Source organism: Streptomyces virginiae (genome assembly GCF_040638905.1).
GTDB classification, from domain to species: Bacteria; Actinomycetota; Actinomycetes; order Streptomycetales; family Streptomycetaceae; genus Streptomyces; species Streptomyces virginiae_B.
In genome coordinates this window covers 25,608-50,091 of the sequence record NZ_JBEZYV010000023.1, presented here as the reverse complement: position 1 = coordinate 50,091, position 24,484 = coordinate 25,608, and the positions used below count along the sequence as shown (strand labels likewise).

At 73.3% G+C, this 24,484-nt stretch carries 20 protein-coding genes; 11 read left to right on the top strand and 9 right to left on the bottom strand.

Going from position 1 to position 24,484, the window contains the following annotated elements:
* Positions 1-38: 38 nt before the first annotated feature.
* Together AB0F82_RS26540 and AB0F82_RS26535 are read left to right on the top strand one after the other, a co-directional pair.
* The gene (locus tag AB0F82_RS26540; RefSeq protein WP_362631874.1) at positions 39-407 is read left to right on the top strand and encodes an STAS domain-containing protein; all 369 of its coding nucleotides are present in this window, start codon (positions 39-41) and stop codon (positions 405-407) included.
* A 14-nt stretch (positions 408-421) separates the two neighbouring features.
* Positions 422-868 (top strand): ATP-binding protein, encoded by a 447-nt coding sequence (locus AB0F82_RS26535; protein ID WP_356814511.1) that lies wholly within the window; start codon positions 422-424, stop codon positions 866-868.
* A 54-nt stretch (positions 869-922) separates the two neighbouring features.
* Here the strand turns inward: AB0F82_RS26535 and AB0F82_RS26530 are convergent, their stop codons facing one another.
* From AB0F82_RS26530 to AB0F82_RS26515, 4 genes are all read right to left on the bottom strand, one after another.
* Entirely contained in the window at positions 923-1,825 is a 903-nt protein-coding gene (locus AB0F82_RS26530) for a SigB/SigF/SigG family RNA polymerase sigma factor (protein WP_362631871.1), read from the bottom strand.
* 108 nt (positions 1,826-1,933) lie between these two features.
* Complete coding sequence (locus tag AB0F82_RS26525; protein ID WP_362631869.1) at positions 1,934-2,665, bottom strand: metallophosphoesterase family protein; 732 nt, start codon at positions 2,663-2,665, stop codon at positions 1,934-1,936.
* Complete coding sequence (locus AB0F82_RS26520) at positions 2,662-2,916, bottom strand: hypothetical protein (protein ID WP_356814508.1); 255 nt, start codon at positions 2,914-2,916, stop codon at positions 2,662-2,664. Before AB0F82_RS26520 ends, AB0F82_RS26525 begins: the two co-directional genes overlap by 4 nt.
* Complete coding sequence (locus AB0F82_RS26515; RefSeq protein ID WP_390074706.1) at positions 2,913-3,500, bottom strand: nucleotidyltransferase family protein; 588 nt, start codon at positions 3,498-3,500, stop codon at positions 2,913-2,915. Before AB0F82_RS26515 ends, AB0F82_RS26520 begins: the two co-directional genes overlap by 4 nt.
* 266 nt (positions 3,501-3,766) lie before the next feature.
* On the opposite strand from AB0F82_RS26515, the gene AB0F82_RS26510 reads away from it, so the two are divergent.
* The 5 genes from AB0F82_RS26510 to AB0F82_RS26490 all read left to right on the top strand — a co-directional run bounded on the left by AB0F82_RS26510 (position 3,767) and on the right by AB0F82_RS26490 (position 11,288).
* The gene (locus tag AB0F82_RS26510) at positions 3,767-4,447 is read left to right on the top strand and encodes an HAD family hydrolase (RefSeq protein WP_362631866.1); all 681 of its coding nucleotides are present in this window, start codon (positions 3,767-3,769) and stop codon (positions 4,445-4,447) included.
* A gap of 72 nt (positions 4,448-4,519) precedes the next feature.
* Positions 4,520-5,002, top strand: a complete 483-nt coding sequence (locus AB0F82_RS26505; protein ID WP_362631864.1) for a DUF6328 family protein — start codon at positions 4,520-4,522, stop codon at positions 5,000-5,002.
* A gap of 206 nt (positions 5,003-5,208) precedes the next feature.
* Positions 5,209-9,165: a Pls/PosA family non-ribosomal peptide synthetase gene (locus AB0F82_RS26500; RefSeq protein ID WP_362631862.1), complete on the top strand. Its 3,957-nt coding sequence runs from the start codon at positions 5,209-5,211 to the stop codon at positions 9,163-9,165.
* 95 nt (positions 9,166-9,260) lie between these two features.
* The gene (locus AB0F82_RS26495; RefSeq protein WP_356813694.1) at positions 9,261-10,583 is read left to right on the top strand and encodes a M1 family metallopeptidase; all 1,323 of its coding nucleotides are present in this window, start codon (positions 9,261-9,263) and stop codon (positions 10,581-10,583) included.
* Between the two features lie 234 nt (positions 10,584-10,817).
* Positions 10,818-11,288 (top strand): hypothetical protein, encoded by a 471-nt coding sequence (locus AB0F82_RS26490; protein WP_362631860.1) that lies wholly within the window; start codon positions 10,818-10,820, stop codon positions 11,286-11,288.
* 87 nt (positions 11,289-11,375) lie between these two features.
* Here the strand turns inward: AB0F82_RS26490 and AB0F82_RS26485 are convergent, their stop codons facing one another.
* Both AB0F82_RS26485 and AB0F82_RS26480 read right to left on the bottom strand, forming a co-directional pair.
* Positions 11,376-11,930, bottom strand: coding sequence for a hypothetical protein (locus AB0F82_RS26485; RefSeq protein ID WP_362631858.1), 555 nt, complete (start codon positions 11,928-11,930; stop codon positions 11,376-11,378).
* A gap of 71 nt (positions 11,931-12,001) precedes the next feature.
* Positions 12,002-13,867 carry a serine/threonine-protein kinase gene (locus AB0F82_RS26480; protein WP_362631856.1) on the bottom strand — a complete coding sequence of 622 codons (1,866 nt, stop codon included), beginning with the start codon at positions 13,865-13,867 and terminating at the stop codon, positions 12,002-12,004.
* A 408-nt stretch (positions 13,868-14,275) separates the two neighbouring features.
* Between AB0F82_RS26480 and AB0F82_RS26475 the strand changes: the two genes are divergently transcribed.
* Both AB0F82_RS26475 and AB0F82_RS26470 read left to right on the top strand, forming a co-directional pair.
* Positions 14,276-16,099 carry a VanW family protein gene (locus tag AB0F82_RS26475; protein ID WP_436842161.1) on the top strand — a complete coding sequence of 608 codons (1,824 nt, stop codon included), beginning with the start codon at positions 14,276-14,278 and terminating at the stop codon, positions 16,097-16,099.
* A gap of 45 nt (positions 16,100-16,144) precedes the next feature.
* Positions 16,145-18,919: a SpoIIE family protein phosphatase gene (locus tag AB0F82_RS26470; RefSeq protein WP_362631852.1), complete on the top strand. Its 2,775-nt coding sequence runs from the start codon at positions 16,145-16,147 to the stop codon at positions 18,917-18,919.
* A gap of 37 nt (positions 18,920-18,956) precedes the next feature.
* Here AB0F82_RS26470 and AB0F82_RS26465 read toward each other — a convergent pair whose 3' ends face one another.
* Entirely contained in the window at positions 18,957-19,163 is a 207-nt protein-coding gene (locus tag AB0F82_RS26465) for a hypothetical protein (RefSeq protein WP_362631850.1), read from the bottom strand.
* A 124-nt stretch (positions 19,164-19,287) separates the two neighbouring features.
* Here AB0F82_RS26465 and AB0F82_RS26460 point away from each other — a divergent pair, with 124 nt between their 5' ends.
* Positions 19,288-20,286, top strand: a complete 999-nt coding sequence (locus AB0F82_RS26460; RefSeq protein WP_362631848.1) for an RNA ligase family protein — start codon at positions 19,288-19,290, stop codon at positions 20,284-20,286.
* 37 nt (positions 20,287-20,323) lie between these two features.
* Here the strand turns inward: AB0F82_RS26460 and AB0F82_RS26455 are convergent, their stop codons facing one another.
* Positions 20,324-22,408 carry a SpoIIE family protein phosphatase gene (locus AB0F82_RS26455; protein ID WP_362631846.1) on the bottom strand — a complete coding sequence of 695 codons (2,085 nt, stop codon included), beginning with the start codon at positions 22,406-22,408 and terminating at the stop codon, positions 20,324-20,326.
* 312 nt (positions 22,409-22,720) lie between these two features.
* On the opposite strand from AB0F82_RS26455, the gene AB0F82_RS26450 reads away from it, so the two are divergent.
* Complete coding sequence (locus AB0F82_RS26450) at positions 22,721-23,074, top strand: hypothetical protein (protein ID WP_356813684.1); 354 nt, start codon at positions 22,721-22,723, stop codon at positions 23,072-23,074.
* A gap of 38 nt (positions 23,075-23,112) precedes the next feature.
* On the opposite strand, the gene AB0F82_RS26445 is transcribed toward AB0F82_RS26450, so the two are convergent.
* On the bottom strand, positions 23,113-24,480 hold the full coding sequence (locus AB0F82_RS26445; RefSeq protein ID WP_362631843.1) for a pyridoxal phosphate-dependent decarboxylase family protein: 1,368 nt from the start codon (positions 24,478-24,480) through the stop codon (positions 23,113-23,115).
* Positions 24,481-24,484 lie beyond the last annotated feature (4 nt).

The window sequence follows — 24,484 nt, the reverse complement described above, 5'->3', positions numbered from 1 at the left end:
CCCACACGTACCTGCGCACTGGGAAGAGGTGGTTCCCGATGGCCCCGCCGGCGGACGGTGAGCGATTCGCCGTGGAGGTGCGGTCCGAGGGCGACGTGCTCGTGTTCACCCTGGACGGGGAGCTGGACCACGACACGGCCGAACCCCTGCGCGCGGCACTCACCGCGGCCGTCGACGGCGGCGCCCGCAGGCTGCTGGTGGACTTCTCCGGGGTGCGGTTCTGCGATTCCACGGGTCTGAACGTGCTGCTGCACAGCCGGCTCTCGCTGCGGGACGCGGGGGGCAGCATCGCCTTGGCCGGGCTGCGCGCACCTGTCGCCCGGATGTTCCGCATCACCGGTGCCGACGGGATCTTCCCCGTACACCCCGACGTGGCGCACGCGTTGGCCGAGCCGCGGCACGCGTGAGGGAGGAGCGCGCCATGGAGCCACGGCCACTCGACCGGAGGCGGAGCCTCCTGCTGACGGGCATGACGGACGTCGTCACCCGTTGCCGTGACTTCACCCGTGCCGCCCTGATCGACTGGAAGTGGATGCCGAGCGCCCGCGACGACGCGGAGGACGTCCTGCTGCTGGTGTCCGAGGTGGTCGCCAACGCCTGCCTGCACGCGGGCGGGCCGCACGCGCTGCTGCTGGAGTGCACGGACGACCGGCTGCGCGTCGAGGTCACCGACGGCAACCCCGCCGCCCCCACCCCGCGCCGCTCACGTCCGGATCCGGCCCGCCCGGGAGGTTACGGCCTGCTCATCGTGGAGCGGATCGCCCGGCGCTGGGGCACGCTGCCCCTCGCGGACGGAAAGTGCGTGTGGGCGGAGATCGACTCGCCACTGCGGTCCCCGGACCTCTGGGGACCGCAGCCCGTTTCCTGACGCGCCCAGTGGCCGGCGGGGGGCGCGCGCCGCGCGGCGGCCTCCGCGCCGGCCTCAGTGCACGCCGTCGTCCTCCGGCGGGTGCGCCCGCTCCTCGCCGTCCTCGGCGTCCTCCAGCATTCCCGCGCGCAGCTTCGCCATGATCCGGCTGAGGAGCCTGGACACGTGCATCTGCGAGATGCCGAGGCGCTCGCCGATCTGCGACTGGGTGAGCTCGTCGCCGAAGCGCAGCTGGAGGACCAGCCGGTCGCGCTCACCGAGCGCGGTGAGAAGGGGCTTGAGGGTCTCCAGGTCCTCTATGCGCTGGTACGCCTCCTCCTCCGAGCCCAGGGAACGCGGCAGGGAGCCGCCGTCGGAGTCCTGGCCGACGGAGGTGCTGAGGGACTCGGCGACGTAGCAGTTGGCGGCCTGCCGGCCTTCGGCCAGGGTGTCGTCACTGACGCCGAGGTGTTCCGCGAGCTCGTGGTCGGTCGGCCGGCGGCCCAGGTCCTGTTCCATCGCGTCACAGGACTTCGCCATGTCCAGGCGCAGCTCCTGGAGACGCCGCGGTACCTTCACCGACCAGCTGGTGTCCCGGAAGAAGCGCTTCATCTCGCCCGTGATCGTCGGTACGGCGAAGGTGGCGAACTCCACCCCGCGCTCGACGTCGTACCGGTTGATGGCCTTGATCAGGCCGATCGTGCCGACCTGGACGATGTCCTCGAAGGGTTCGCTGCGGTTGCGGAAGCGCCGGGCGGCGTACTTCACCAGGCTGAGGTTCAGCTCCACCAGCGTGTTGCGGACGTAGGAGTACTCAGGAGTGCCCTCGGCCAGGGAGCGCAGACGGTGGAAGAGCGCTACGGACATGCTCCGGGCGTCGTCCGTACTGACGGCCAGGGGGTTCTCGGGAATCTCGATGGTGTCCGCCGGGAGCCCGGTATGGACGCGGTCCGCGGTGCTGCGGGGCAGGGGGGTCATCAGTTTCCTCCGACGGGTCGGGGGGCTGCGCGAGGCGCAGCGGGGCCGTCGTGGGTTTCCCGTTCGGTTATATACCCGATCGTCGCGCGCTGACCCTTCCGGCGCCCCTCAGCCGGGCGACGGGGAGAGGTGGTACACGGCGAAGGCGCGGTCGATGACGGGCATGGCGACGTTGCGTACCCGCACCCCGCCGCTGGTCATCCCGTGTTCCGTGCCGAGGTGGGCGTGCCCGTGGACCGCGAGGTCCGCCCCGGCGCCGTCGATGGCCTCCGCCAGCAGGTAGCTGCCGAGGAAGGGGTAGATCTCCAGCGGTTCGCCCGCCAGGGTGTCCGGCACGGGCGAGAAGTGGGTGAGGGCCACACGGAGTCCGCTGCCCCGGGCGTCCAGCTCGCGCAGCGTGCGGCCGAGCCCGTCCGCGCACGCCCGGGAGTACCGGATGAAGGCCTTCATCTCCGGTTCCCCGAACTCTGTGGCGCTGCGGCCCGCGAAACCCCCGCCGAATCCCTTCGTCCCGGCGATCCCCACGGTGACGCCCCGGATGTCGAAGGTGGCGCAGTCACCCTCCAGGACGTGGACGCCTCCCTCGGCCAGCTCACGGGCCACGAGGTCCGGCTGGTCGCTCTGGTAGTCGTGATTGCCGAGGACGGCGACCACGGGCACGGGCAGGCCGCCGACCTCGGCGGCCACCACGCGGGCCTCCTCGCGGGTGCCGTGCCGGGTGAGGTCACCGGCCAGCAGCAGCAGGTCGGCGCAGTCACCGAGGGTGTCGAAGGCAGGCCGCAGGGAGCCGGCGCTGTCCGGTCCGAGGTGGATGTCCCCGACGGCGGCGATGCGGATCACGACAGCACCTCCGCCGGCCCGGGCGGCCCGACCCGGTGCACGGTCAGGTCCTCGTGCCAGGGCACGCCCTCCAGTTCCTCCGCGGCGATCCGCAGCACGGCCGCCCTGGAGGCGGCGTCGGTGACGACGCCCCAGACCATCACCCACGCGCCGCGCGCCTCCACGCGTACGCCCAGCTCGGCGATGTCCTCGCGCGCCAGGCGGTCGCGCAGGTGTCCCACGCGGTAGTCGAGGTTCTCGACGGAAGTCATGAGGTCCCCTTCCCCCGGTCGATGACCCGGAGCCGGTCGAGGAGGTACAGGAAGGCGTCGGGGAGCGGGGAGTCCCGGTGTACGCGGTCCAGCCGGCCCCAGTCGATCTGCTCGCGCAGCATCCGGGCCATCGGCAGCAGGTCTCCGAAGTCGCAGTAGTGCTCGGACAGGGCGGCGAGCAGGCTGTCCATCAGGTCGGTGGGGGCGAGGACCGGCATCCACACCGAGTCCACCGACTTCACCGGCGCCCGCTCCAGCAGCTCCGTGCTGACAGGCCGCCGGGCGAGCTCGAAGATCAGGTCGATCTCCTCCCCTCCCGTACGGCCCTTGACCAGCCAGTCCTCCGCGGCCCGGCGCATTTCGATGCCGCCGGCCTCCAGGGCCTTGATCGCCGCGTCGGCGTCCTCGCGCCGCATGCAGAAGTCCGTGTCGTGCTGGAACCGGGCCGGGACGCCGTGGGCGAACGCGGCCACGCTGCCGGCGAGCGCGAACGGCTGCCCCGACTGCTTCAGCAGCGCCGCGACACGTTTGGTGACCTGCAGGATCGCCTGGGTGTGGTCCTCGGGGAGCTGGCCGTCGGTCATGGTGGGCGGGCTCAGGGCCTCCTCCGGGGGAGGAGCCCCGCCGGAGGTGTCGGCCGGAGGGTTGTTCACGGAGGACCTCGCTCGTTCGATCCGGTAGACGGGCCGGGGATCCGCGCTGACGGCAGGCACCTTACCCGTCCGGCGCCGCCGAAACCCCCGTGCGGGGCCGGGCGAGTGGCCGGGAGAGCCGGGGGTAGGCGCCGTACGAGGCGGGGGCACCGGCGTTCCCGCACGGCCCCGGCCAACGATCCGTAGGGAGGCGGAAGATGAACCGCGCCGCTCTGTTCGATGTCGACGGGACCCTCGCCGACACCAACCACCTGCACGTCACGTGCTGGTGGGAGGCTTTCCGCCAGGCGGGCCACGACGTGGCGATGCACGACATCCACCGCGCCATCGGCCTTCCGGGCGAGGACCTCCTCGTCCACCTGCTGGGGGACGACCGCGACACCAGCGGGGACGAGCGGCTCACCGCGGCGCACGACACGCTGTACGCCACCTGGTTCGACCGGCTGCCCGGTCTCGACCGTGCCGCCGACCTGCTGCGCGAACTCGACCGCCGGGGCTGGCGGGTCGTCCTGGTCACGTCCGCGAGCGAGGCCGAGCTCACCGCGCTGAGGAGAGCTATCGGCGCCGACGACGCCATCACCGCCACCGCCAGCTCCGACGACGTCAGCGAGGGCAAGCCGGCCCCGGATCCGGTACGCCATGCCCTCGAACTCGCCGGGGCGGCCGCGCGCGACGCCGTGTTCGTGGGCGACACCGTCTGGGACATGAAGGCCGCGACGCGGGCCGATGTCGTCTGCCTGGGGCTGCTCAGCGGCGGGATCCCCCGGCGGGACCTGGAGGAGGCCGGGGCGCGTGCCGTCTACCGGCACCCGGCCGACCTGCTGGCCCGCCTCGACGACAGCCCCTTCGCCGACGGGTCCGGCAAAAGTGGGAAGTAGCACTCCGGCCGGTGAGCCGGGGCGGCGGCGCCCCGGGCCACACGAAACCCCACACGAAACCAAGGAGAGGGAATGACCGGCACCACCGAGGGACGGGACGAGAGCAAGCAGGAGCGCGCCGACCGGCAGTGGCAGGAGCTGATCCAGGAGATAAGAGTCGCCCAGACGGGCGTGCAGATCCTCTTCGGCTTCCTCCTGACCGTGGTCTTCACGCCCCTCTTCCACGAGCTCCCCCAGACGGACCAGACCATCTACGTCGTCACCATCGTCCTCGGCTCCCTCGCGACCGGCGCGCTCATCGGGCCCGTGGCCTTCCACCGCATCGTCTCCGGCCGGCAGATCAAGCCCGAGGCCGTGGCCTGGGCCTCGCGCCTCACCTTCGCCGGCCTCGTCCTGTTGCTGGCCACGTGCACGGCGGCGCTGTTCCTCGTCCTGCGGGTGGCCGCCCACGACGCCCTCGTGCCCTGGCTGGTGACCGGCGTGCTGGTCTGGTACCTCCTGTGCTGGTTCGCCTTGCCCCTGTGGGCGCGGATCCGCTACACGGTCGAGAAATGACGCGGGAACCGGATCAGGAACCGAAAGCCACCGATCCCGGCCGGACAGGAGACCGTCGCCAACCGGCCAGACCCGAGGCTTCAACGAGAAAATCCTTGACCGCGCACTAGGCTGGGGGGTTGTTCGGCAACAGACCGGGACAAAAGGGGTGAGTCAGGTCTCAGCCGAGGGAGCGGACCAACTGCCGGAACGACACGCGAGGGCCGATGCCAGCCACACCAGAACGCACTGAACTCGCCCTCCTCGACGACCGCGGCACCTACGACGCCACGGACGGAGCAACGGGAACGCACGAGGAAACCGCCAAGGCCGCCCGATTCCGTGCCGGGCCCGCCGCCCCGCCCCGCACGCTCGTCGACATCCTCGAAGCCACCGTACGGGCGTACCCCGACGAACCCGCCCTCGACGACGGCGCCACCCGCCTCACCTACCGCGCCCTGGCCGCCGAGGTCGAACGCGGCCGCCGCGCCCTCGCCGCCGCCGGGATCGGTGCCGGCGACCGCGTCGGCGTACGCGTCCCCTCCGGCACCGGCGATCTGTACGTGGCGATCCTCGCCGTCCTCGCCGCGGGAGCCGCCTACGTGCCCGTCGACGCCGAGGACCCGGACGAACGCGCCGACCTCGTCTTCGGCGAGGCCGGAGTACGGGCGGTGGTGGGCGCCGGACGGCACATCGACATCACGGGCGCCGCCGGCACCACGGGCGTCAGCGGCCCCGGCGGCGACCGCTCCGCCCGCCCCGGCCCCGACCACGACGCGTGGATCATCTTCACCTCCGGCTCCACCGGAAAGCCCAAGGGCGTCGCCGTCACCCACCGCAGCGCCGCGGCCTTCGTCGACGCCGAAGCCGCACTCTTCCTCGCCGAGGAGCCGATCGGACCCGGGGACCGGGTCATGGCCGGCCTGTCCGTCGCCTTCGACGCCTCCTGCGAGGAGATGTGGCTGGCCTGGCGCCAGGGCGCCTGCCTCGTGCCCGTCCCGCGCAGCCAGGTCCGCAGCGGCGCCGACCTCGGCCCCTGGCTGGTCGAACAGGAGATCACCGTGGTCTCCACGGTCCCCACCCTGGCCGCCCTCTGGGAGAGCGAGGCCCTCGGCGAGGTCCGACTGCTCATCTTCGGCGGCGAGGCCTGCCCGCCCGAACTGACCCAGCGGCTGGTCACCGAGGGCCGCGAGGTCTGGAACACCTACGGCCCCACCGAAGCCACCGTCGTCGCCTGTGCCGCACTCCTGACCGGCGGGGAACCCGTCCGCATCGGCCTCCCGCTGAACGGCTGGGAACTCGCCGTCGTCGACGGAGCCGGCGACCCGGTCCCGATGGGCGGCAGCGGCGAACTCGTCATCGGCGGCGTCGGCCTGGCCCGCTACCTCGACCCCGACAAGGACGCCGAGAAGTACGCCCCCCTCACCTCCCTCGGCTGGCAGCGCGCCTACCGCAGCGGCGACCTCGTCCGCGCGGAACCGGAAGGGCTCGTCTTCCTCGGCCGCGCCGACGAGCAGATCAAACTCGGAGGCCGCCGCATCGAACTGGGCGAGGTCGACGCCGCCCTCCAGGCCCTGCCGAACGTGGCGGGCGCCGCGGCCGCCGTCCGCACCGCGCGCAGCGGCAACCAGCTGCTCGTCGGCTACCTCGTCACCCAGGACGGCTGGGACCGTGCCGCGGCCGTCGAACGCCTGCGCGCCGAGCTGCCCGCTGCCCTCGTACCGCTCCTCGCGCCCGTCACCGAACTGCCCACCCGCACCTCCGGCAAGGTGGACCGCGACGCACTGCCCTGGCCGCTGCCCGACCAGGAGACCGCCCGCCCCGCCGAAGAGCTCCACGGCACCGAGGCCTGGCTCGCCGAGCAGTGGCGGGAGGTCCTCGGCGCGGCCGTCACCAGCGCGTCCGACGACTTCTTCGCGATCGGCGGCAACAGCATCGCCGCCGCCCAGCTCACCACCCGGCTGCGCACCCGCTACCCGAGCGCGGCCGTGCTCGACATCTACCAGCAGCCCACCCTGCGCAAGCTGGCCCGCCGCCTGGGGAAGTCCGTACCGGACGCGGGCGCGGCCCGCCCCGTCGCACCGGTGCCCTTCCGCTCCCAAGCCGTCCAGTCCCTCCTGCTGCTGCCGCTCCTCACCGTGCTCGGCCTGCGCTGGACGGTCGCGCTGCTGGCGCTCGGCAACGTACTGCACTGGTTCGGCCCCTACCCATGGGTGCCGTCGGCCTCCTGGTGGCTCGTGGCCGCCGGCGCCGTCCTGCTCTTCAGCCCCCCGGGGCGCCTCGCCATCGCCGCCGGCGGCGCCCGCCTGCTCCTGCGCGGGGTCGAGGCCGGACGGCACCCGCGCGGCGGCAGCGTGCACCTCCGGCTGTGGACCGCCGAGCGGCTGGCCGAATGCGCGGGCGCGACCTCCCTGACCGGATCCTGGCTGGAACGCTACGCCCGGGCCCTGGGAGCCAAGGTCGGTCCCGAGGTCGACCTGTACGCCCTGCCCCCCGTCACCGGCATGCTCAAGCTCGGCCGCGGCTGCGCCGTCGAGGCCGAGGTCGACCTCTCCGGGCACTGGCTGGACGGGGACCAGCTCGAGATCGGTCCCATGAGGATCGGCGCGGGAGCGGTGGTCGGCACCCGCAGCGTGCTCTTCCCCGGGGCGCGGATCGGCAAGCGGGCCGAGGTCGCCCCCGGCTCCGCCGTGGTCGGGACCGTCCCGACCGGCCAGCGCTGGGCCGGCGCGCCCGCCGTCAAACTCGGCAAGGCCAAACGGAACTGGCCCGACGAACGCCCGCCGCGCGCGGTCCACTGGCGCGCCATGTACGGGACCACCGGTTTCTGCCTCACCGTGCTGCCCGTCCTCGCCACCGTGCCCGCCCTGCTCGTGCTGAGCCGCTTCGTGCCCGCGGACGCCGGGCTCGTCGAGGCCCTGCGCGGGGCCCTGGTCGCCGTGGTGCCCGCGGCGCTCGCCTTCGGCCTCGCCTACGCGCTGCTGCTGCTGGTCGGCGTACGGCTGCTGAGCCTCGGCCTGCGCGCCGGGAACCATCCGACGCACAGCCGGATCGGCTGGCAGGCCTGGACGGTCACCCAGCTCATGGACCTGGCCAGGGAGACCCTCTTCCCGCTCTACGCCGGTCTGATCACACCGGTCTGGCTGCGCCTGCTCGGCATGAAGATCGGCCGCGGGGCCGAGGTGTCCACCGTACTGGCGCTGCCGAGCCTCACCACGGTGGGCGAAGGCGCGTTCCTCGCCGACGACACCCTCACCGCCCCCTTCGAACTGGGCGGCGGCTGGGTGCGGATCGGACACTCCGCGATCGGCCGCCGGGCCTTCCTCGGCAACTCGGGCATGGCCGCTCCCGGCCGCACCGTGCCGGACGACGGGCTGATCGGCGTGCTGTCCGCCGCCCCGAAGAAGGCCAAGAAGGGCAGCTCGTACCTGGGCCTGCCCCCGGTCAAACTGCCTCGGTCGGCCGCCGCCGCCGACCACAGCCGGACCTACGACCCGCCCGCACACCTGCTGTGGGCCCGCGGCCTGGTGGAGCTCTGCCGGCTCCTGCCCGTGTTCTGCTCGGCGGCGCTGGCCGTGCTGGCCGTGGCGGCCCTGTGCGCGCTGACCGCGCGGAGCGGCCTGGGCATCTGGGGCGCGGCACTGCTGTCCGGAACCGTCCTGCTGGCCGCCGGAACGGCCGCCTGCTGTGTGGCGGGCACCGCGAAGTGGCTGCTGGTGGGCCGACACCGGCCGAGCGAGCACCCGCTGTGGAGCGGCTTCGTCTGGCGCAACGAACTCGCCGACACCTTCGTCGAGGTACTGGCCGTGCCCTGGCTGGCCGGATCGGTGCCCGGGACGCCGCTGATGGCCTTGTGGCTGCGCGGGCTCGGCGCCCGGATCGGCCGCGGCGTGTGGTGCGAAAGCTACTGGCTGCCCGAGACCGACCTGGTCACCTTGGGCGACGGGGTCAGCGTGAACCGCGGCTGTGTGCTGCAGACCCACCTCTTCCACGACCGGATCTTGAGGACGGATACTGTGATCCTCCGCGAGGGTGCCACCCTGGGCCCGGGCGGCATCGTCCTGCCCGGCAGCACGGTCGGGGCGCGCAGCACCCTGGGCCCCGCCTCCCTCGTGATGGCCGGGGAGTCCGTCCCCGCCGACACCCGCTGGCTGGGCAACCCGATCGAGGCGTGGCGGTCCTGAGGGGCGGTGGCGCCGGCCGGGACGGGAGCGGCAGCGGGCACGACAGGGGCACACCAGCACGGCGTACGAGCACGGCGCAGGGAGCGGAAGCGGCAGTGAGCGGCCAGACCACAGCGGTATCGGACCCGTACTTTCCGGCCAACGGGGACGCCCGATACCGCGTGCACCGGTACGAGCTCGCCCTGGACTACCGTCCCGCCCCCAACCGGCTGGCCGGAACGGGCCGCCTCAGCGCGATCGCCGGCCGGGCGCCGCTCACCGAGTTCCACCTGAACCTGGCCGATTTCAAGATAGGCCGAGTCCTGGTCGACGGGCGGGCGCCGCAGTACACCCACCGCGGCGGCAGGCTCCGCATCCGGCCGGCCAAGCCGCTGCCGGCCGGAGCCGCCTTCACCGTCGACGTGCAGTGGTCGGGCAACCCCAAGCCGGTGCGCAGCCCCTGGGGCGGCCTCGGCTGGGAGGAGCTGACCGACGGCGCCCTCGTGGCCAGCCAGCCGGTCGGCGCCCCCTCCTGGTACCCGTGCAACGACCGCCCCGCCGACAAGGCCTCGTACCAGATCTCCGTCAACACGCCGTCCGCCTACACGGTCGTGGCCGGCGGCCGGCTGCTCACCCGGACCACCAGGGCCAGCACCACCACCTGGGTGTACGAGCAGCCCGCGCCGACCTCCAGCTATCTGGTCGGCCTGTCCATCGGCATGTACCAGACGGTGCTCCTCGGCGACCCCGGGCTCGGCGGCGTGGCACAGAGCGCCCACGTGCCCGCCCACCTGCTCCCGCGGTTCGCCCGGGACTTCGCCCGGCAGCCCGCCATGATGCAGCTCTTCGAGGAACTCTTCGGCCCCTACCCCTTCGGCGAATACGCGGTGGTCGTCGCCGACGAGGAACTGGACGTGCCGGTGGAGGCGCAGGGCCTCTCCCTCTTCGGGGCCAACCACGTGGACGGCGTACGCGGATCGGAGCGCCTCATCGCCCACGAACTCGCGCACCAGTGGTTCGGCAACAGCGTGACGATCACCGACTGGCGCCACATCTGGCTCAACGAGGGCTTCGCGAAGTACGCCGAATGGCTCTGGTCGGAGCGCTCCGGCGGCCGCACCGCACACGAGCAGGCGGCCGCCGCGCACCGGTCGCTGACCGCCCTGCCGCAGGACCTGCGGCTGGTCGACCCCGGCCGGAAGCTGATGTTCGACGACCGCCTGTACCAGCGCGGCGGCCTCGCCGTCCACGCGATCCGCCGCGCCCTCGGTGACGAGGCCTTCTTCCGCATGCTGCGCGACTGGGCCACCGTGCACCGTCACGGTGTGGTGAGCACCGCCGCCTTCACCACCCACGCCGCACGCTACGCGGCCGATCCGCTGGACGACCTGTACTCGGCCTGGCTGTACGAGGCACCCCTCCCGCCCCTGCCCGGGTAGTTTCCGGACGCGTTGCGTCCCCACCGCTCCACCCCTCCTCGGTGATCGTGCAGGTCAGAGGCTTGCCCGAGGCGGCCGGAAGTCGGTGGGGAGGGGCAGGGCCGTTCTTGCCCGGGGCCTATGCGGCTGCCAGCATTCAGCGCGCGCCCCGCGGGGCGCCGGGGCGGGAGCAGATCCCGGCGCCCCCCGTCGCACGGTTGTCGTCCGGTGAACAACGAGCCAGGAGTGCATCCCGTGATCCGATCGAAACTGCGTACGCTGCTGCTCGGTGGCGGCAGCGCGGCCGTCATGCTGGCCACCGCCCTCGCCCCCGCCACCGCGTCCGCCTCCCCGGCCCCGCACGCCACGGCCACGGCCGCCGGCTTCTGGTCCTGTACCGTCCCGCCCGGCTACACCTTCTCCTCCACCACCAACACCCTGAACTGCGGGGGCAGCGGCTTTCGCACCTACTACTTCGTCCAGCCGCCCAGCGACGGACTGTGGGCCTGCACCATGTCCGACGGGTTCACCTACTCCTCCACCCAGAACACGCTCGACTGCTCCACCGGTGGGGGCTTCCGCACCAAATACCTGCTGCGCACGCCGACGACCGGTCTGTGGGCGTGCACCGTCCCCTCCGGCTTCACCTACACGAGCACGCAGAACAGCCTCGACTGCTCGACCAGCGGCGGCTTCCGCACCAAGTACCTCCTGCGGGCCTTCTGACGCGGCGTCCGGGCGCCCGCCGGAGCGGTACGCACGCTCCGGCAGGCGCCCGGCTGCGGCCCCAGCGGCAGCGGCGCCGGCCGGGTACTACGTTCGCGGCGTGGGGGTGGGCGCCGGGGAGGTGGTGGTGGAGCCGCCCGCCTCCAGGCAGGTCAGGGACATCACCACCATGGCCTGGATGCCCTGCGCCGGTTCCGGGGCCGGGAAGCTCGCCAGGACGGTCCAGTTGCCCTTCGTGAGGGTCAGCGTGCCGCTGCCCAGGTCGGGGCCGGCCTGCCAGCCGTACTCGGAACGGGCCCGCGCGAAGGCCGACTTGAGGGCGGAGTCCACGGTGTCCGGGGCATGCCGGCCCGACAGCCGTTCACTGCACCGGCCCAGGGTGTCCGAGGGCTGCCGGGTGACCGTGACGCCCTCCGCCGCGAGGGCCGACGTCATCTCCGACACCACCGTGTCCGCCGGCAGCGGCGGACCCGAGAAGCGCGGGGGCAGCGGGCCGAGGTCCTGCAGGGCGGTGCCGCAGGCCGTGGCCGTCGCCGTCATCATTACCGCCATGACCAGGGACGCCAGGGCTTCGCGCCCCTGTTGCCGTCGCACGATGGTGTCCGCCCTCTCGGTTCGCCGTACGGTCGGCCAGTGTGCCATCCCGCCGATCGTGACGAACATCGGCCACCGTCGCGGGCGCGTCGGCCGGCCCTGATCCGCCGGACACCCCCTCAACCCTGCTTCGTCCAGCGCTGGGACGCCTCCCCGCCGCAGGTCTTCGTCACCAGGCCGCTGCTCATGCCGAGGTCCAGGCAGCCGCCGCCGAGGTCGCTGCGCAGGGCACCGCCCGAGCCCGTGCGCCACACCCGGCCGATGTCCTGGGCGCAGTCGCCGACGAAGACGGCCTGGCCGAGGCCGTTGGAGTAGAGGCAGCCCCCGCTCTGCTGGTTGACCAGCTTGAAGCTCCCGTCCGACCTGCTCTGTACGGTCCACCGGGCGGAGCCGCTCGCACAGTCCCCGAAGTCCGAGGACCCGAAGACCTGGGTGATGCACTTGCCGTTGTTGCCGTTGCGGTAGCGGTAGGTGCCGGAGTCGGGGGGCGGGGGAGGCTGCGCCGGGGCCTTGGTGGGCGCCGTCGACGTCCCTCCGGCGGACGGCCCGGATCCGCCGCCGTTGCCGCCGCCGGCGTTCGCCGAGCTTCCTGGGCCGCCCGAGCCCGGTGGGGCGCCGCCGCCGGGAACCGTGGCCGCGCCGGGACCGGTTCCGGCACCGTCGGCCGCCGTCACCGGTGCGCCGCCCGTGGCGCCCTGCGCCTGCCCCGGGTCCTGGGCCGGCGGCTGTGCGGGGGAAGCCGTACCGGACGGGCTGCCACCGGCCGCCGACGCCGGGTCGGCCTGGGCCGTCACGGGAGCCGTCGGGGTGTTCTGTGCTCCGGCCCGCGGCGAGGAGGCGTGCGGCAGGTACTGGATGGCGAGTGTCGTGCCGCCGGACACCACGACGACGGGGAGGACCGCGAGGAGGACACGGGTACGGCGGCGCCGCTCGCGCCTCCCGGGCCCGTCCGGGGCGGACCCGACGGCGGGCGTGGGCTCGGGTCGGCGGGCCTCGGCCTCCTCCTTCCCCGCTGCTGCCGGGTCCGGCCCCTCACTGGTGAGCGGGAGCGTGGGCACGTCGACGGCCTGCACGTTCGCGGCGAAGGCGGCCCGTTCGGCCAGGCGCTCGTCGATGGCCACCGGCCACAGCGGTCGCGTGAACGGGCCCTGCCGGGCAGCGCGTGCGAGGAGTTCCGGGGCCGTGGGACGGTCATCCGGATCCTTGGCGAGGCAGGCTTCGACGAGCTCGGCCAGCTCCGGCTCCAGCCCCCGCAGCGGCTCCAGGTCGGGCTCCTCGTGGACGAAGCGGTACAGCACGCCGTGCCCCGACTCGTCCCCGAAGGGCGGCCGGCCGCACGCCGCGTACGCGAGTACCGAACCCAGCGCGAAGACGTCGGTGGCGCCGCTCACCCGCCGCTTCCCCGACGCCTGCTCGGGAGCCATGTAGGCGGGCGTGCCCACGACCATGCCGGTCCTGGTCAGCCGGCTCTGTTCGGCGGCCCGGGCGACGCCGAAGTCGATCAGGGTCAGCCCGTCCAGGGTCAGCATGACGTTCGAGGGTTTGAGGTCGCGGTGCACCATGTCCAGCGCGTGCACTGGCGCCAGGCTCGCCGCGGCCTCCCGCAGCAGCAGCCACAGCGCGTCCACCGGCAGCGGCCCGCCGTGCAGCGTGACGGCTTCCCGCAGGGTGAGCCCGGGGAGGTAGGCGGTGGCGAACCACGGCGGCTTCGCCTCGCGGTCACTGGCGAGCAGCGGCGCGGTGGCGTCGGCGGGCAGCCGGGCGAGGTTGTCCAGCTCGTGCCCGAAGCGCCGCAGGAAGTCCTCGTCCTCGGCGACGACGGAGGACAGGAGCTGCTTGACGGCGACGTACTGTCCCTCACGGACGCCGAGGAACACCCGTCCCATGCCGCCGGCCCCGAGCCGCCCCGCCAGCGGGATCGGTCCGATTCGAACCGGATCCTCCGCCTCCAGCGGCTCGGCCCCGCTCCCCGTCAGCTCTAACACGTCGCCTGCCCCGCTTGATGTGGAAACAACTTCCGGAAATCTATCCCGATGGTCCCAAGAGGGCAGCGAGCCTGATGGGCAGCCGAGTTGCCGCTCCGCGGCGGGTGCGGACCGTATGGCGCCACGAGGCGGGGGAGCCCCTGACCGCCCCCGGTCGGCGGCCGGCTCGGGAGATACCCGGGGCGGGTGTGGGCGGACGATGCGGTTCCCCGTCCGGGGTGGGCCGCAGCGGCCGCGCCGACAGCGGGAGGATCGCCGCGGCCCGCCCCGGCAGCATCGTGAGAATCCTTACATTCATCCCTCAATTGCCCCTTTTGGGGGAATCATGATTGCCGGTAACTGTCGTCTATGAGCCGCGCGAGCCGCGGCCCGCGCCGTCCGGGGACGGTCGGCGCCACTGGGAGTGACATGGGACGCGTGCGCGGCTTGACGGGCAACCGGCGGACGGCCCTGCCGATGGTGGCGGGCGGAGCCGTCGTCCTCGGTCTGGGCGGCCTCTACGTCACCGGCCTGGTGGTCGGCGGGGACGTCGACCGGGGCACGCGCGTACACGGCGTGGACATCGGCGCAATGACCGCGGCGCAGGCCCGCCGGGCGCTGGACCGGGAGCTCGGCCCCACCGCCGCGGCGCCCGTAGCCCTGAAGATCGGCGACCACGTCGAGAAGGCCGATCCCGCCGCGCTCGGGCTGTCCCTCGACACCGAGGCGACCGCCGACCGCGCCGTACGCAAGGGCTACGACCCCGTCACCGTCATCGGCGGCCTCTTCGCCTCCGGCCGGCGCGACGTCGAACCCGTGATCCGCGCGGACGAGGAGAAGGGCCGGGCCGCGCTCGACCGCATCGCCGAGACCACCGCCCGCGCGCCCCGCGACGGAGCCATCGCCTTCGAGAAGGGCGCGGTGAAGGCCGTCACTCCCCTTCCCGGCGTCACCCTCGTCGCGGACCGGGCCCTCGCCACCGTCCGCGACTCCTATCTGGGCACCGGCACCTCCCCGGTCGTGCTGCCGGTCGAGCGCACCGAGCCGGCCGTCGGCGCCGAGGAGACCGGGCGGGCCCTGAAGCAGTTCGCGCAGCCCGCCATGTCGGGTCCCGTCGTGCTCACCGTCGCCGGCAAGAGCATGTCCATCACGCCCGCCGTGCTCGGCGAGCACCTGAAGATGCGGCCCGACGCCCAGGGCCGTCTCGTGCCCGCCCTCGACTCCAAGGGCCTGCTCGCCGAGCCCGCCGTGGCCCGCCCGATCGAGGAGGCCAGTCGTCCGCCCCTGGACGCCGCACCCCACGTCGGCCCGGACGGCACCGTGGTCCTGGCCCAGCAGAGCCGTGCGGGACGCAAGGTCACCGAGGACGCGCTCGGCAAGGCCGTGCTTCCGCTCCTGACCCGTACGGGCGCCGCCCGCAGCGGCGAGGTCGCCACCGTGGCCGTCCAGCCGGAACTCACGAGCGAGGCGGCCCGGCTCGGCATCAAGGAGAAGATCTCCTCCTTCACCGTCGAATTCCCCGCCGCCCCCTACCGCAGCACCAACATCGGCCGCGCCGTGGAGCTCATCAACGGCTCCGTCGTCCAGCCGGGCAAAGAGTGGAGCTTCAACCGCACGGTCGGTGAGCGCACCAAGGAGAACGGTTTCGTCGACGGCATCATGATCAATGACGGCCAGTACGTGAAGTCGCCCGGCGGCGGCGTCTCCGCGGTCGCCACGACCATGTACAACGCCGTGTTCTTCGCGGGCCTCAAGCCCGTCGAGCACGGCGCCCACTCCTTCTACATCGAGCGCTACCCCGAGGGCCGCGAGGCCACCGTCGCCTGGGGCACCCTGGACCTGCGCTGGATCAACGACTCCGGCCACCCCGTCTACATACAGGCCGAGTCCACCGACACCTCGCTGACCATCACCCTCCTGGGCACCAGGAAGTACGACGAGATACGCGCGACCAAGGGGCCGCGCAGCAACATCACGCAGCCTGCGAAGCGCACCGGGACCGGCCCGGCCTGCGAGGCCCAGACCCCCCTGGAAGGCTTCGACGTGACCGTCGGCCGCGTCTTCGTCCAGGGCGGCAAGGAAGTCCGCAGGGAAGAGTTCAAGACGCACTACACCCCGCGCGACGAGGTCGTCTGCACCCCGGAAACCCCCGGCGGGCCGCAGCCCCCGGCCCCGACGGCGCAAGCCGCGCCCGCCCCGTCCGGCACCGCGGCCGGCCACTTCAGCGCCGCGGGCGCACCCCGCTCGTCCTGAGCGACGGCTCGGGACAAGGGGTGACACTCCCAGCGCGGATTGTGCATGCCGGGAGCCATGGAGGCCCGGAAGTGCTACAACTGGGTTCGTGACCATTCCTCGCCACCCGTGCCGGGCACGTCGGTGCGGTCACCTCTAGGCAACCGCTTCAGGAGCGTCGCCGGCCAGGTATTCGTCCTCCAGGTGGCGATCGTGGTGTTGCTCGCCGCCGGAGCGCTCCTGGCCCTCGTCCTCCAGTCGCGGCACGACATCGACCGCGAGGCACGCAACCGGTCGGTGTCCGTCGCCGAGACCTTCGCCCACTCCCTGGGCCTCCGGTCCGCGCTGAAGACCTCCGACCCCTCCGCGGTCCTGCAGCCCCTCGCCGAGGAGACGCGCAAGGCCGCCGGCGTCGACTTCATCGTGGTGATGGACACCGACGGCATCCGCTACACCCACCCCCAGCCGGACCGCATCGGGAAACGGTTCGTCGGCACGATCAAACCCTCCCTCGCCGGGAACGTCCTCACCGAGAGCGTCCAGGGCCCGCTCGGCAAGGAGATCCAGGCGGTCGTCCCGGTCAAGGACCCCGACGGCAAGGTCGTGGCCCTCGTCTCGGCGGGCCTCACCGTCGAGAACGTCACCGGCGCCCTCGACCGCCAGCTCCCCGTCATCCTCCTGGCCATCGCCACGGGCCTGGCCCTGGCGACGGTCGGCACCTGGCTGATCAGCAGACGCCTGCGCCGCCAGACCCACGGGCTCGGCACGCAGGAGATGACCCGCATGTACGAGCACCACGACGCGGTGCTCCACGCGGTCCGCGAGGGCGTCCTGATCACCGATGGTGACGGACAGCTACTGTTGGCCAACGACGAGGCCAAACGCCTGCTCGGCCTGCCCGACGACGCGGAGGGCCGCCACATCGGCGACGTGCCCGGCCTGGAGCGCCGGATGGCCGACCTGCTGCTCTCCGGCCGCGAGGCCACCGACGAGGTGATCGGCTCCGGCGACCGCCTGCTCGTCGTCAACCAGCGGCCCACCCACCCCCGCGGCCGGCCCGAGGGCGCCGCGGTCACCATCCGCGACTCCACCGAGATGCAGATCCTCACCACGCGGGCCGAGACCGCCCGCAGGCGTCTCAAGCTGCTGTACGACGCCGGCGGCGACGTCGGCACCACCCTCGACGTGGTCCGTACCGCCGAGGAACTCGCCGCCGTCGCCGTCCCCCGCTTCGCCGACTTCGTCACCGTCGACCTCGCCGACCAGGTCATCGACGGCGACGAGCCCGCCCCGGGCGCCGACATGCGGCGCACGGCGATCAGCGGCATCCGCTCCGACCACCCCCTCTACCCCGTCGGCCGGCTGATCGACTTCCTGCCGTCCACCCCGCAGGCCCGCGGCTACGGCACCGGCCGGGCGGAACTCGTACCCGACCTGTCCAAGGCGCCGGGCTGGCAGGCCCAGGACCCGCCGCGCGCCCGCGCCATCGTCGACTACGGCATCCACTCGCTCATCGCGGCCCCCCTCATGGCCCGGGGCGTCGTCCTCGGCGTGGTCAACTTCTGGCGGTCGCAGAAACAGGAGCCCTTCGACGAGGACGAGCTGTCCCTCGCCGAGGAACTCGTCGCCCGCGCGGCGGTCAGCATGGACAACGCCCGCCGCTACACCCGCGAGCACGCCCTCGCCGTCACCCTCCAGCGCAGCCTGCTGCCGCGCGCCCTGCCCGAACAGAGCGCCATGGATGTCGCGCACTTCTACCTGCCCGCCCAGTCGGGAGTCGGCGGCGACTGGTTCGACGTGATCCCGCTCCCCGGCAGCCGCGTCGCCCTGGTCGTCGGTGACGTCGTCGGACACGGCCTGCACGCCGCCGCCACCATGGGCCGGCTGCGCACCGCGGTCCACAACTTCACCTCCCTCGACCTGCCGCCCGACGAGATCCTCGCCCGCCTGGACGACCTCGTACAGCGCATCGACCACGACCACAACGGCGACGCCGACGACGCGGACGGCGGCGGCGTCCTGGGCGCCACCTGCCTGTACGCCGTCTACGACCCGGTGTCCCAGCGCTGCACGATGGCCCGGGCCGGGCACCTTCCTCCGCTCGTCGTCGCCCCCGACGGCACCACGGAGATCGTCGAGCTGCCCGCCGGACCGCCGCTGGGCCTGGGCGGCATGCCGTTCGAGACCGCGGAACTGGAGCTGGCCGAAGGCAGCCAGCTGGTCCTCTACACCGACGGGCTGGTGGAGGAACGCACCCGGGACATCGGCGAGGGCCTGGAACTGCTCCGGGCGGCGCTGAGCCACCCCGACCGCGACCCCCACGACAGCTGCCGGGCCGTGCTCGACATGATGCTCCCCGCCCGGCCGACCGACGACGTGGCCCTGCTCATCGCGCGGACCCGGACCCTCGGCCCGGACCGGGTCGCCCAATGGGACGTGCCCTTCGAGCCGAGTGCGGTCGGCGCCATGCGCAGCGTCGCCGCCAAGAAGCTCGACGAATGGGACCTGACGGAACTCGGCTTCGCCGCGGAACTGATCCTCAGCGAGCTGATCACCAACGCGCTGCGGCACGGAAGCGAGCCGGTGCGGGTACGGCTCCTGCGCGACCACAACCTGACCTGTGAGGTGTGGGACGGCAGCAGCACGGCTCCCCACCTGCGGTACGCCGCCACCACCGACGAGGGAGGACGCGGACTGTTCCTGGTGGCGCAGCTCAGCGAGCACTGGGGCACCCGCTACACGCCCGACGGCAAGGTCATCTGGGCGGAACTGGCCCTGCCGGGTACCCCCGGCGGCGGCGAGGCCGTCCTCTCGGCCTTCCTGGACGTCGACCCCCTCTGACCGCCCTGACGCCTCTGACCCCTCTGACGGCGCACCCTCAGGGGGTGCCGGGCTCGGCGAGCAGATCGTCGACGATCTGCAGACGGGTCTCCGGGAAGCGCTCCTCGACGGCCACCGCCATCATGGCCACGCCCTCCGCGTCGGGCACCGAGCACCGCTCCCGCGCCGCCTCGTCGGGCCAGCGGGCACAGGCCTGGTGCTCCATGCCCGGACGGAGCCGCCACCGGTAGATCACAGCGAACATTTCCCCCTCGTCGGGGGTCGGTCGTACTGCCGTGATCATCTTGCCGGTCGGGCGGGGCCCGGTGTGCCGTCCCCCTCCCGGAAAAGACCTGCTCCGCACGGGCCGTGATCGCTACCATCGCCCGGTGCACCGTGAACCCGACTGGTCCCCCTATCCCAAGATCCCCGCGAACACCCGGCTGGGGGAGGCCCGCGGCCGGACGTGGGTGGCCCACGAGAAGATCCACGGCGCCAACTTCGCCGTCGTGTGCGACGCGGCGGGCGTCCACCCCGCCAAGCGGCGCGAGCTGCTGGCCGACGGCGGACTGGACGACTTCTTCGGCGTCGGCCGGATCTGGCCCGCGCTGGCGGTCGCCGCGACCCGTTGCGCGCGAGCCCTGCGGGCGGCCGTCGGCGCCGAGCCGTCGGCGGTCGTGACCGTGTACGGCGAACTGGCCGGCGGCCGCTACCCCCACCCCGACGTACCGGCCGTGCCGGGCGCGGGGGCCGTACAGACCGGCGTCTGGTACGCCCCCGACCTGATCTGGCTGCCCTTCGACGCGACCGTGACCGACGAGGACGGGCCGTGCTGGGTCGCCGACCGCACCCTGCGTGCGGCGGCGGAGTCGGCGGGCCTGCTCTGCGTGCCGCTGCTGGCCGAGGGGCCGCTCGCACGGCTCCAGGAGCTGCCGGCGCTCTTCCCGACCAGGCTGCCCGGCCTGCTCGGTCTGCCGGCGCTGCCTGAGAACCTCGCGGAGGGATTCGTCGTCAAACCTGCGGGGGAGTCCCGGGGGCCCGTCCGGCCCATGGCCAAGGCCAAGCAGCCCGCCTTCGCCGAGGACGAGCGGTTCGACGGCGCGCGCCCCTACCAGGCGCCGGCCGAAGGCGCCGCGGGCGTCCCCGGCTGGCTGCTCGCCCACGGCACCGGCCTGCTCACCCCGGCCCGCGCCGCGTCGGCGGTCAGCAAGCTGGGGCCCCGTACTCCGCCGGCGGACGTGGCCGCCGAGATCGCCCGGGACGCCGCCGAGGAGGCCGCCCAGGAGCTGGGCGGCCTGGACGGGGCCATGCAGCGGGCCCTGGAGGACTCCCTCCGCGCGGGCGCCCTGGCCCTGGCCCGCTTCGACGCCTCCGACCGCCGGTCCTGACGCCGCGGCCCGCCGGCAGGCGCGGCCGGCCCGGGCCTCACCGGCCGGTCCGGTGGTTCCTGCCGATGCGGGCCGTCAGCAGGGCGATGTCGTCGTCGGCGGACGCCGGGACGAGGTGGGCGATCAGAGAGTCGCACAGGTGGTCGAGGGGCTGGAGGGGTTCTGTGAGGAGGCCGGTCAGCTCGCCCAGGCGCTCGTCGATGTCACGGTTGCGGGCCTCGATCAGCCCGTCGGTGTACAGGACGAGCAGGCTGCCTCCGGGGAGGGTGATGTCGGTGGTGGTGAAGGAGACCCCGCCGACACCCAGCGGCGCGCCGGGCGGGGTCTTCACCAGGTAGACGGTCCCGTCGGGCTCGGCCACGGCGGGCGGCGGGTGACCGGCGCGCGTGACCGTGCAGCGGCCGGTCGCCGGGTCGCACACCACGTACAGGAACGTGGCGAGCATCGGCTCCGCGAGGTCCGCGAGGGTCGCCTCCAGCTGGTGCAGCAGTGCGGCCGGTGGCATGTCGAGCCGTGCGAGGGCGCGGACGGTCGCGGAGAGGCGCCCCATCACCGCGGCGGCGGCGATGCCGTGCCCCATCACGTCGCCCATGAGCAGGCCGGCCCTGCCACCGGTCAGGGGGACGACGTCGTACCAGTCCCCGCCCACCTCGTTGACGTCGCTGGCCGGCAGGTACCGGTGGGCGATCTCGATGCCCGGCGGCGGGGTGATGTGCTGCGGCAGCATGCTGCGCTGCAGGACGACCGCGGTCTCGTGCTCGTGGTGGTAGAGGCGGGCGTTGTCGATGCTGATGGCGGCCCGCGCGGCGAGCTCGCCGGCGAGGGTGACGTCGTCGGAGCCGAACGGTTCGAAGGGCCGGGTGCGGAAGAAGGAGGCCACACCGAGGACGAGACCCCGCGCGATGAGCGGGACCATCATGAGCGAGTGCACGCCCGCCTCGACGAGCTGCGCGGGCCTCGGGGTGTGCCGGGCGGCCGAGGCGACCACCATGGCGTCGAGGTGGGCGACCAGGAAGGGCTGGCGGGCCGCGAGGGCCTGGGTGTACGGGGCGGTCGCGGGGAAGGTGAGGGTCCTGCCCAGCGGCGCGAGGATCTGTGTGACCGTGGTGCCGGCCAGCGGGGCCTTGCCCAGACGGCGCAGCGCCACGCCGCCGGTCAGCCCCATTCCCGGTTCGTTGCCGCAGGCGAGAGAGTCCAGGACGTCGACGGTGACGGCACTCGCCAGGTGCGGGACGGCCAGGTCGGCCAGCTCCTGCGCGGTGCGTTCGAGGTCGAGGCTGGCTCCGATGCGGGAGCTGGCCTCCGTGAGCAGGGCGAGCCGGCGCCGCCCCGCCTCGGCCTCGGTGTGGTCGCGCTGCTGCGTGGTGATGTCCAGCAGGGAGGCGATCACGCCGATCGGCTGGCCGCCGGGGTCCTCGGCCCGTACGTACGAGCACGCCCACACGTGGTCGTGGTCGGGGTCGGCGGGGGTCCTGCCACTGCGCAGGCGGTTGAGGACCGGTTCACCGGTCTCCAGCACCTGGCGCATGGCCTCCTCCATCTCGCCCGCGTTCACCTCCGGCAGCACCTCGGCCAGACGCCGGCCCACATGGGCCGACTCCGTCAGACCGTTCATCGCCTCCAGAGCCGGATTGACCTGCAGGAACCGCAACTGCGTGTCGAGGACGGCGATCCCGACGGGCGAGCGGGCGAACAGGCCGTCCCACACCGCCGAGGCTCCCCGGATCCGGCGTGCCGCGTGCGCGTCCGCGGCTAACACCAGCACGGCCGAGGCGCCGTGCCGCCGATCTGGAACGGGGCAGGCCCAGATCTCCAGTTCGAGCGGATGGCCGTTGCGGTGCCAGGCGGTGACCGTACCCATCACCCCGCGGCCGGTGGCGGCCGTCTCCCACAGGGAACGGCCCAGACTGCGGTCGGCGCCGGGGTGGAGGAGTTCGGCGATGTGCCGTCCGAGCACCTGCGGCGGGTCATAGCCCAGCAGCTCCTGCGCGCCGTGGTTCCACCGCACGATCATCCCGTCGCCGCTCGTGGCCACGAGCGCCACCGGCAGGGCGCCCAGCCATCCTCCGGCGTCCTGTGCGGCGCTGCTGATCAGGTCCTCCAGCGGCATCTCCTCATGCATCCCGCACCCGCTCCTTCCGGGCGGACCCGGCCCGGCCGCACGGCCGGCCCGGATCGCGGCGCAGCTCCCGGCGGCCGCTCGCCGAGTGCGGTCCGCGGCTGCGTCTGTTCCCCTTCATCACCTTCATCCTCGCTCCGGGCGGCGGGCGGCGCCCCCCGGCCGCCGCACTCGGGTGCGCGGGCCGCCCGTGTGCGGCGGCCGGCCCGTACCGGTCGGGTTCATCCGGTCGGCCGAGCACAGCAAGCCACCCGTGCCACGCCGGGCCACGCTGTGGGCAAGGACCGCCACCACCGCACAGACGAGGACCGCACCATGTCCCACAGGCGACGTATCGGCATCATCGCGGGGGCCGCAGCGCTGCTGCTCAGCGCCACCGCTTGCTCGGGTCTGGGTCGGACCACGGTCGGCCAGCTCAGCTTCCGGGGCCATGACTCGCCGGTCGAGATCAACTACAACAACACCCTCGTCACCGGTTGCCACCGGATCGCCATCCCGGACGGTGCCACGCACGTCGCGAACCACACCCTCGTCGACGTCATCCTCTACCAGAACTTCGACTGCAGGCAGACCGACGAGCCCGACGACGGGATCTACGTGGCGACGACCCTCTCGGACGTGACGGCCCCCAGGACCCGCCCCTGGCGGAGCTTCAGCGTGGTCCACTGAGGCCTGCCAGTCGCTGCCGGCCAGGCGCTGCCGACCGGTCAGGGGCCGGCGGCGGCGCGGCGGACCGAGTCCAGCGCGCGCGTCACGTCGTCGTCGTTCGTCGACCAGTTGCTCACCGAGATGCGCATGACGCGCCGGCCGTGCCAGGTGGATCCGCTGATCCACGTCGTACCGTCGTCGAGCAGCCGTGTGAGTACCCGCTCGGTGCGCTCGTCGCCGCCGAAATCGGCGCACACCTGCGTGAACACCACTTCGTTGAGCACCCGGGCGCCGTCGATGGCGGCGATGCCGTCGGCGAACGCGCAGGCGTGCCGGCACAGTCGGTCGACGAGTTCGGCGACCCCCGAGCGGCCGAGCGACCTGAGCGCCGCCCACACCGTGAACGCCCTTCCGCGACGGGAGAGCTCGGGGACCTTGTCGACCGGGTCCCCGTGTTCGTGCTGGATGAGGTAGTCGCCGCGCAGACCCATCGCGGCCCGGAGCGCGGACGGGTCGCGCACGACGGCGAGACCACAGTCGTAGGGGACGTTCAGGGTCTTGTGCGCGTCCGTCGCCCACGAATCGGCGTACGCGCAGCCGTCGGTCAGGTGCGCGTGCCGCGGAGAGGCGGCCGCCCACAGCCCGAAGGCCCCGTCCACGTGCACCCACGCGTCCGCTTCGCGGGCGGCGCGTACGGTCTCGGCGAAGGGGTCGAATGCGCCGGAGTGGATGTCTCCGGCCTGGAGGATCACGATGGCGGGACCGGGCCCGCCCTGGACCAGGACGCGCCGCAGGGCCTCCGGATCCATGCGCCCCTGGTCGTCGGCCTCCACCAGGGCGGGGGCGCCGAGCCCCAGGTAGCGCAGCGCCAGGTCCACGGCCATGTGCCGGTCCGCGCCGGCGACGGCCCGTACGGGCGGACCTCCGACGAGGCCGTCACGGGCGACGCTCCAGCCGGAGCGCCGCAACACCTCGTCGCGCGCGGCGGCGAGGCAGGTGAAGTTCGCCATCGTGGCACCGGTGGTGAAGCCGACGCCGCAGTCCTGCGGCAGACCCAGCAGATCGAGCAGCCACGCGCCGGCGACCTCTTCCACCGCCGCGTACGCGGGCGAGGCGGCCCGCATCACGGAGTTCTGGTCCCAGGCGCTGACCAGCCAGTCCGCGGCGAGCGCGGCAGGCTCCGTACCACCGACCACGAACCCGTAGAACCGGCCGCTCGGGAACGCGGTCAGTCCCGGCTCGCAGGCCGTTGCCAGCAGGTCGACGACATCGGCCGGAATGCCGGGGGCATCGGGCAGTCCGGTCCCGAGCGCGCGCACGATCTCGTCGACCGAAGCGCGTGCGGGAACCGGCCGCTCGGACAGGCTCGCCAGCCACCGGACGGCATGCTCGTGCGCCCGCCGGAGCGCGGCCTCGCGCGCGTCCATACTT

Excerpts from the sequence above, each read along its gene's own strand:
- AB0F82_RS26510 (WP_362631866.1), top strand. The coding sequence starts at position 3,767 with ATGAACCGCGCCGCTCTGTTCGATGTCGACGGGACCCTCGCCGACACC.
- AB0F82_RS26530 (WP_362631871.1), bottom strand. The coding sequence starts at position 1,825 with ATGACCCCCCTGCCCCGCAGCACCGCGGACCGCGTCCATACCGGGCTC.
- AB0F82_RS26505 (WP_362631864.1), top strand. The coding sequence starts at position 4,520 with ATGACCGGCACCACCGAGGGACGGGACGAGAGCAAGCAGGAGCGCGCC.
- AB0F82_RS26535 (WP_356814511.1), top strand. The coding sequence starts at position 422 with ATGGAGCCACGGCCACTCGACCGGAGGCGGAGCCTCCTGCTGACGGGC.
- AB0F82_RS26465 (WP_362631850.1), bottom strand. The coding sequence starts at position 19,163 with ATGTTCGCTGTGATCTACCGGTGGCGGCTCCGTCCGGGCATGGAGCAC.
- AB0F82_RS26445 (WP_362631843.1), bottom strand. The coding sequence starts at position 24,480 with ATGGACGCGCGCGAGGCCGCGCTCCGGCGGGCGCACGAGCATGCCGTC.
- AB0F82_RS26500 (WP_362631862.1), top strand. The coding sequence starts at position 5,209 with ATGCCAGCCACACCAGAACGCACTGAACTCGCCCTCCTCGACGACCGC.
- AB0F82_RS26450 (WP_356813684.1), top strand. The coding sequence starts at position 22,721 with ATGTCCCACAGGCGACGTATCGGCATCATCGCGGGGGCCGCAGCGCTG.
- AB0F82_RS26470 (WP_362631852.1), top strand. The coding sequence starts at position 16,145 with ATGCCGGGAGCCATGGAGGCCCGGAAGTGCTACAACTGGGTTCGTGAC.
- AB0F82_RS26520 (WP_356814508.1), bottom strand. The coding sequence starts at position 2,916 with ATGACTTCCGTCGAGAACCTCGACTACCGCGTGGGACACCTGCGCGAC.
- AB0F82_RS26515 (WP_390074706.1), bottom strand. The coding sequence starts at position 3,500 with ATGACCGACGGCCAGCTCCCCGAGGACCACACCCAGGCGATCCTGCAG.
- AB0F82_RS26475 (WP_436842161.1), top strand. The coding sequence starts at position 14,276 with ATGGGACGCGTGCGCGGCTTGACGGGCAACCGGCGGACGGCCCTGCCG.
- AB0F82_RS26485 (WP_362631858.1), bottom strand. The coding sequence starts at position 11,930 with ATGGCACACTGGCCGACCGTACGGCGAACCGAGAGGGCGGACACCATC.
- AB0F82_RS26455 (WP_362631846.1), bottom strand. The coding sequence starts at position 22,408 with ATGCATGAGGAGATGCCGCTGGAGGACCTGATCAGCAGCGCCGCACAG.
- AB0F82_RS26540 (WP_362631874.1), top strand. The coding sequence starts at position 39 with ATGGCCCCGCCGGCGGACGGTGAGCGATTCGCCGTGGAGGTGCGGTCC.